A 941-nucleotide genomic window follows, 5' to 3' on the forward strand; every position below is an offset into this window, starting at 1 on the left:
CCTCAGAGGGTGTGATCTATTCGACGGCTCATCGAGCACTATAGCCGAAAGCCGTCGCAGTGTGATTCTCTGGCGATGGCGGATTCGCAGGAGACCACGATGGCAAGCGATGAATTGTTCGGAGCACTGCCGGCGCAATCGAAGCCGCAAGCCGAAGGAGCGCCACTCGGGGCGCCGCGGCTGCGTGAACCCGAACGCGACCAGATCGCATTGCGGGCGGTGGATATCGAGAGCCTGATCGGGGAAGACCATCCGGCGCGCCTGTTCTGGTCGTATGTCGAAGAGCTTGATCTGAGCGAGCTGGAGAACCGGATCAAGGCCAGGGGCGATCATCCGGGTCAGCCCGCGACATCGCCCCGGTTGTTGCTGGCGCTGTGGCTCTTTGCCACGAGCGAGGGCGTCGGCAGCGCGCGGGCGTTGGCGCGGCTGTGCGAGAACCACGATGCCTATCGTTGGCTGTGCGGCGGGGTGTCGGTGAACTATCACATGCTGGCGGACTTCCGGGTTGGTTGCGCCGATCTGCTCGACCGGCTGCTCGGCGAGCATCTGGCGGCACTGGCGCAGGCTGGCCTCGTCAAGCTGGAGACGCTGGCGCAGGACGGGGTCCGGGTCCGGGCCAGCGCGGGAGCCGCCTCGTTCCGGCGCGAGGCGACACTCGATCGGCATCTGGCCCTGGCTGAGACCGTGGTGGAAGATCTCAAGCGCGAGGTCGACGCACGCTCGGACGCCAGCAATCAGCGCGCCCGGGCGGCCAAGGAGCGAGCCGCGCGGGAGCGCAGCGAGCGCCTGAAAGCGGCGCAGACAGCGCTCGCCGAGATCAAGCAGCAGCGCAAGGAGCGCGAAGAAAAGCGCAGCAATGGCAAGAAGCCGAAGGAGGCACGTGCGTCGACGACGGACGCCGATGCACGCGTCATGAAGATGGCCGACGGCGGCTTCCGCCC

The 941-nt window shown here is 66.8% G+C and carries 1 protein-coding gene; it reads left to right on the top strand.

Annotated features, from left to right (window positions below; genetic code table 11):
• Positions 1-99: 99 nt before the first annotated feature.
• Positions 100-941, top strand: an 842-nt coding sequence (locus tag QCM77_RS45915) for a transposase (RefSeq protein ID WP_280097141.1), incomplete at its 3' end; no start/stop codon positions are given.

Source organism: Bradyrhizobium nivariense (genome assembly GCF_029846695.2).
Classification (GTDB): Bacteria; Pseudomonadota; Alphaproteobacteria; order Rhizobiales; family Xanthobacteraceae; genus Bradyrhizobium.